This window comes from Actinomycetospora sp. (assembly GCF_055612215.1).
In genome coordinates, this window is record NZ_JBVPVA010000642.1 from 1 (window position 1) to 5482 (window position 5482).

The 5482-nt window shown below is 78.3% G+C and carries 5 protein-coding genes; 1 reads left to right on the plus strand and 4 read right to left on the minus strand.

Features of this window, described 5'->3' with window-relative positions; all coding sequences use genetic code 11:
* Nucleotides 1-87: 87 nt before the first annotated feature.
* The 4 genes from AC0CYZ_RS17615 to AC0CYZ_RS17630 form a co-directional block, all read right to left on the minus strand.
* On the minus strand, nt 88-1266 hold the full coding sequence (locus AC0CYZ_RS17615) for a glycosyltransferase family 4 protein (protein ID WP_472217642.1): 1179 nt from the start codon (nt 1264-1266) through the stop codon (nt 88-90).
* A 36-nt stretch (nt 1267-1302) separates the two neighbouring features.
* Nucleotides 1303-2361 (minus strand): C40 family peptidase, encoded by a 1059-nt coding sequence (locus AC0CYZ_RS17620; protein ID WP_472217644.1) that lies wholly within the window; start codon nt 2359-2361, stop codon nt 1303-1305.
* A 165-nt stretch (nt 2362-2526) separates the two neighbouring features.
* Nucleotides 2527-2844 (minus strand): hypothetical protein, encoded by a 318-nt coding sequence (locus tag AC0CYZ_RS17625; protein WP_472217646.1) that lies wholly within the window; start codon nt 2842-2844, stop codon nt 2527-2529.
* 106 nt (nt 2845-2950) lie between these two features.
* Complete coding sequence (locus AC0CYZ_RS17630) at nt 2951-4336, minus strand: NYN domain-containing protein (protein ID WP_472217648.1); 1386 nt, start codon at nt 4334-4336, stop codon at nt 2951-2953.
* Nucleotides 4337-4408: 72 nt separating this feature from the next.
* On the opposite strand from AC0CYZ_RS17630, the gene AC0CYZ_RS17635 reads away from it, so the two are divergent.
* On the plus strand, nt 4409-5482 hold a 1074-nt coding region (locus tag AC0CYZ_RS17635; protein ID WP_472217650.1), incomplete at its 3' end, for a DEDD exonuclease domain-containing protein.

Sequence of the window (5482 nt, forward strand, 5' to 3'; positions counted from 1 at the left end):
GGACCACTCCCGAGCGGAACGAACGACTCGTTCGTGCACCTAGAAGCCACGAACGGGTCGTTCGTTCCCGGTGGGCCGGTCCCCGGGCTACTCCGGACGGGCGAGCGCGGCGAGGCGGCGGGCGCGCGAGGCCCACGTCCACTCCGCCTGCATCCACCGCCGGCCCGCCGCACCCGTGGCCGCGGCGACGTCCGGGTCGGCGAGCAGGTCCCCGACGACCTCGGCGACGTCGGCCGGGTCGCGGCCGTCGGTGAGCCGGCCGGTCCGGGTACCCGGCGGCCCGCCGCGCACCGTCTCCGGGGCGCCGCCCGACCGGCCCGCGACCACGGGCACGCCGCACGCGGACGCCTCGAGCAGCACGATCCCGAGCCCCTCGACGTCGAGCCCGCCGCCGAGCGTGCGGCACGGCAGCGCGAACACGTCGAGGGCGGCGTGGTGGGCGGGGATCTCCTCGTGCGGGACCGGGCCGGTGAGCACGACGTGGTCCGCGACGTCGTGCTCCCGGGCGAGGCGGCGCAGCCGGTCGCGGTCGGGCCCGTCGCCGGCGAGGAGCAGCGCAGCCCCGGGCACCCGGCGGCGCAGCGCGGGCAGGGCCCGGATCAGCACGTCCTGGCCCTTGCGGCGCACCAAGCGGGAGACGCATCCGACGACGGGCCGGTCCCCGAGCCCGTGGCGCGCGCGGATCGCGGCCCGGGCGCCCGGGTCGGGGGCGAAGCGGCCGGTGTCGATGCCGGGCGGGAGCGGTTCGAGGGCGGCGTCCGCACCGAGGGTGGCCGCGATGCGCCCCCGGGTGTAGCGGCTGACGGTGGTGACGACGTCGGCGTGCCGGCCGATGCGGTGCAGCGCCTGCCGGGCGCCGGGCAGCATCGACCAGCCGACCTCATGTCCGTGGGTGCTGGCGAGCACGCGGTCGACCCCGGCGCGGCGGCGCAGCACCGGCGCCATGAGACCGAGCGGGGCGGCCGCCCCGAACCACACCGTGGTGGCGCCCTCGGCCCGAGCGAGCTCGACCGCGCGGCGGGTCGCGGCGGGGCTCGGCAGCATCACCGTCGTCGGGAACCGGTGGACGGCGAAGGGCTGCGCGGCGTCGAAGCGCGCGCAGCGGCCGTCGGTGTCCCGGGCGTCGGGCCAGGTCGAGGCGAGCACGGTGAGCGCGCCCGGCGGCAGGCGGACCGCGAGCTCGTGCAGGTAGGACTGGATGCCGCCGGGACGCGGGGGGAAGTCGTTGGTGACGAGGAGCGTCCTCGCCGCGTCGGGCACGGCCACGTCCGGCACCCTCCCAGAGGTCGTCGCGGGCGGGCGTCAGGCGGGCGCGATGCGGCGGATCGCCGAGATGTTCCCGCGCAGCGGCGCCACCTTGACGACGTCGCCCGACTGCGGCGCCTCCAGGAAGCGCCCGCCCCCGACGTAGATCCCCACGTGGTAGGCGGGGCTCCCGAAGAACACCAGGTCCCCGGGCTGGGCCTGCTCGGGCGCGATCGGGACACCGACCTGCTGCTGGGCCGCGGCGACTCGGGGCATCGCGATGCCGATCTGGCGGTAGGCCCACTGCACGAGCCCGGAGCAGTCGAAGGTCGTGGGCCCGGTCGCCCCCCAGATGTAGGGCGCGCCCTGGCGGCTCAGGGCGGCGCGCAGGGCGGCGATGCCGAGCGAGTCGCCCGGGATGTTCCTCGGGAAGTCGGTGATGCCGCCGCTGCGCAGCTGCGCGCGCTCGGCCGGCGAGAGGCGGGCGAGCGCGGCGTTCGCGGCGGCGACGTCGCGGTCGGCGTCGGCCTTCGAGCGGGCGGCGTCGGCGACGGCGCGCTGGGCGTCGTCGGCGGCGCGGCCGGCGTCGGTCGCCCGGGCGTCCGCGTCGCGCTGGGCGGTGTCCGCGGCGGTCGAGGCGTCGAGGTAGCCCTGCAGCACCGCGCGGTTGGCGCCCGAGATGGTGTCGAGGAGGGCGACCTTGTCGAGGTAGGCCTGTGGGGACGTGCTCGACAGCAGCGCGCCCAGCGGGTCGAGATCGCCGCCCTGGTAGGTGCTTCGGGTGACCTGGTCGACCGCGGTGTACGCCTGCTCGAGCCGGGCGTGGGCCGCGTCGACCGCGGCGCGCGCCGTCGTCGCCGCCTTCGCCGTCCGGGCGGCCTCGGCGCGCTTGACCGGCAGCGACTCGCGGGCGCCCATCGCCTGCTCGTTCGCGGCCTCGGCGCGGGCGTTGGCGTCGGCGAGGGCCCGGACCACGTCGTTCGCGTTGGGCGGCACGATCGGGTCGGCCGCGGCCGTGGCCGGAGCCAGCATCCCCGGCCCGAGGACGGCGAGCAGGGCGAGCACGAGGACGGCGACGGCCGGACGCACACGCCGGGGAGCCGGTCCGGGGATCACGGGCGGGGAGTCCCTTTCTCGCACAGGGGCGCCTGCTCGTCGGACCGGGGCGGGGAGCTCGTCCGCGAGGAGGTGACGGGACGGTAACAAGCCGGTCGCGGCCCGGTCCGCGTGGTGCCCCCGACCCGTCGCGCGCGGCGCCGGGCGGCGCTCCCCCGGCGCCCGTCAGCCCGCGTCGCGCCGTCGTCGGGACCCCTCGCGCGACGGGGCACCCCCGCTCGCCGGCGTGGCCGTCACGAGCCGCAGGTGGGGGATCAGGCCGTGGTCGGCCAGCACCTCGAGGGCGCGGCGCTCGACGGGGCCGAACTCCACGGGCAGCGGGGCCCCCGGCTCGGCGGGCTCGCGGGGCCGGCCGGTCTCCCCGGCCGCGCCGGACACATCCGCGTCGCGCGCCGGCACCTCGGGCAGGCCGAGCAGGACCCCGACGACGCAGTCGTCACAGGCCTGGTGGCGCACCACGCACGTGTCGCAGTCGATGATCATGTCGGCCTCCGCCGGTCGGCCCCGGCTCGGTCCGGGGAACGCGGCGGACGTTAGGTGGGGGGTCCGACAGCCTCGCCGGGCCCGGCGCCCTGGTGTGACCCAGGTCTCAGATCCGGGCGAGGCGGTCGAGCAGGACGCTCGAGGGCACCGGGTGCGCGCCCCGGCGGCGCACCGAGTCGACGACCGCACGGTCCGAGGTGACCACGACCAGCGGCCGCCCCTCGGGCTCGGCGTCGACGAGGCGGCGGATGAGGTCGTCGGCGATCACCCCGGGATCGGAGAAGAGCACCCGCACCCCCCGCACCGAGGCGGTGGGCACGCCGGTGATGCCGGCCCCGTCGAACACGAGGGTCGTCTCGGCCTGAGTGCGGGCCGCCAGCGGGGCGATCGCGGCCACGAGGCGCTCCCGCTGGTCGGCCAGCGCGAGGCTCGGCCAGCGGGTCTTGGTGACGTTGTACCCGTCGACCATCAGGTGCACCTCGGGCAGGGCGAGCAGCCGGTCGAGGGTCGCGGGGTCGGTGACCCGGGCCAGGGGGGCACGCTCGGCGGCGGCGCCGACCAGCTCGGCGGGCCGCGGCCCGACGTGGTGGTCGTCCGCGCGCAGGCCCAGCTCGTGGCGCAGGCCGGCCGCGGCGCCCGCGACGGTGTCCACGAGCAGCGCGAGCCGGGCGTCGTCGGCGCGGCGGGCCTCGTGGGCCGCGCGGCGGGCCGTCTCGAGCTCGGCGGTCGCCCGCCGGGCCCGCGCCTCCGCGGCGGCCAGCGACTCGCGGTCGCGGGCGTGCTCCCGGCGCAGGTCCTCGAGCTCGCGGTGCTCCGCACCCCGGTCGGCGGCGAGCCGGGCGGCGGCCTCGGCGGCGGCGTCCTCGGCCCGGCGGACCCGGACCCCCTGCTCGCGCAGCCGCGCCCGCAGCTTCGCGACCTCCTCGGACAGGTCGGGGGTCGCCCCGGCGGCCTTCGCCCGCGCCTCGTCCCGCTCGGTGGTGACGCGCTCGAGCTCCGCGGCCAGCCGGTCGGCGCGGGTGACCGCGGTGTCGCGCTCGCCCCGCAGCCGCGCCACGTCGGCGCGCTCCCCGGCGTCGCGCAGCAGCGACCGGGCGGCCTCCTGGTCACCGGTGAGGACGGCGACCGCCGCAGCGTGCACCGGCTCGGCCACGGGCGGCGTCCACTCCTCGGGCCGGTGCTCGCGCCACCAGGAGACGACCTCGTCGGCGAACCCCTCCGCGCTGCCGATCGCGGCGAGCATCGGCCCGGCCCCGACCTTGGCGCGCTTGGCGGGAGCGAAGCGGGCCACCGGGCGCACCGGGGCGGGCAGCTCGGTGGCCGGCATCTGCCCGACGGCCTGGGACACGAGGTCGGCGACGCGGCCGCGGACGGCCTCGGGGGCGGCCTCGAGGAGCGCCGCGCGGACGGCGGGGGTGACCGGCGTAGAGGCCTCCGGAGCGGGTGCGTGACCGTCCCGCCCATCCCGCGTCGCCACCTCCCCGTCCGCCATCGGCCCAGGTTAGCGGGCATGCGGCCCGCTCGCGGGGGTGAGTGTCGGGGGGTCGTCCTACCGTCCGCGGCGATGGACGCACCACGCCCGGTGACGGGTCCCGACCCCCAGCTCACGTTCGAGGAGCTGGGCACGCCGCTGCACGCGGCGACCTTCGTCGTGCTCGACCTCGAGACCACCGGCGGGCCCCCCGCGGGCCCGGAGCCGGCGGGCGCGGACCCGCTGGCGGCGCCCCGCCCGGACGCCATCACCGAGATCGGCGCAGTCAAGGTGCGGGGCGGCGAGATCGTGGGCGAGTACGCCACGCTGGTCGACCCGGGAATGTCCGTGCCGCCGCAGATCGTGGCGCTCACCGGCATCACCACCGCGATGGTGCGTGACGCGCCACGGCTCGACGCGGTGCTTCCCGGGTTCCTGGAGTTCTGCGCGGGCGCCGTGGTGGTGGCGCACAACGCCCCGTTCGACGTCGGGCACCTGCGGGCCGCGTGCCGCCGGCACGGCTCGGTGTGGCCGCGCCCGCCGGTGGTGTGCACCGCCCGGCTGGCGCGCAAGGTGCTCACCCGCGACGAGGCCCCGTCGTGCCGCCTCTCCGCCCTGGCCGCCCTGTTCCGGGCCGGCACCCGGCCCGTGCACCGGGCGCTGGCCGACGCCCGGGCCACCGTCGACGTGCTGCACGGCCTCCTGGAGCGGGTCGGCGGGCACGGGGTGTCCTCGCTGGAGGACCTGCTCGCCCTGCAGGTCGAGACCACGCCGGCCCAGCGCGGCAAGCGCCACCTGGCCGAGGCCGTGCCGCACGCCCCGGGGGTCTACCTCTTCCGCGGCCCCGCCGACGAGGTGCTCTACGTGGGGACGTCCAACGACCTGCGACGCCGGGTGCGCTCCTACTTCACCGGCTCCGAGAAGCGGGCACGCGTCAAGGAGATGGTCGGCCTGGCGGAGCGGGTCGACTGGGTGGAGTGCGCGCACGCCCTGGAGGCCGAGGTCCGCGAGCTGCGCCTGCTGGCCGGCCACGCGCCGCGGTACAACCGCCGGTCCCGCTACCCCCACCGCGGCTGGTGGGTCGCGCTGACCGACGAGCCCTTCCCTCGCTGGTCGGTGGTCCGCACCCCCCGGGACGACGCGGTCGGCCCGTTCGGGCGCCGTCCG

Excerpts from the sequence above, each read along its gene's own strand:
- AC0CYZ_RS17625 (WP_472217646.1), bottom strand. The coding sequence starts at position 2,844 with ATGATCATCGACTGCGACACGTGCGTGGTGCGCCACCAGGCCTGTGAC.
- AC0CYZ_RS17630 (WP_472217648.1), bottom strand. The coding sequence starts at position 4,336 with ATGGCGGACGGGGAGGTGGCGACGCGGGATGGGCGGGACGGTCACGCA.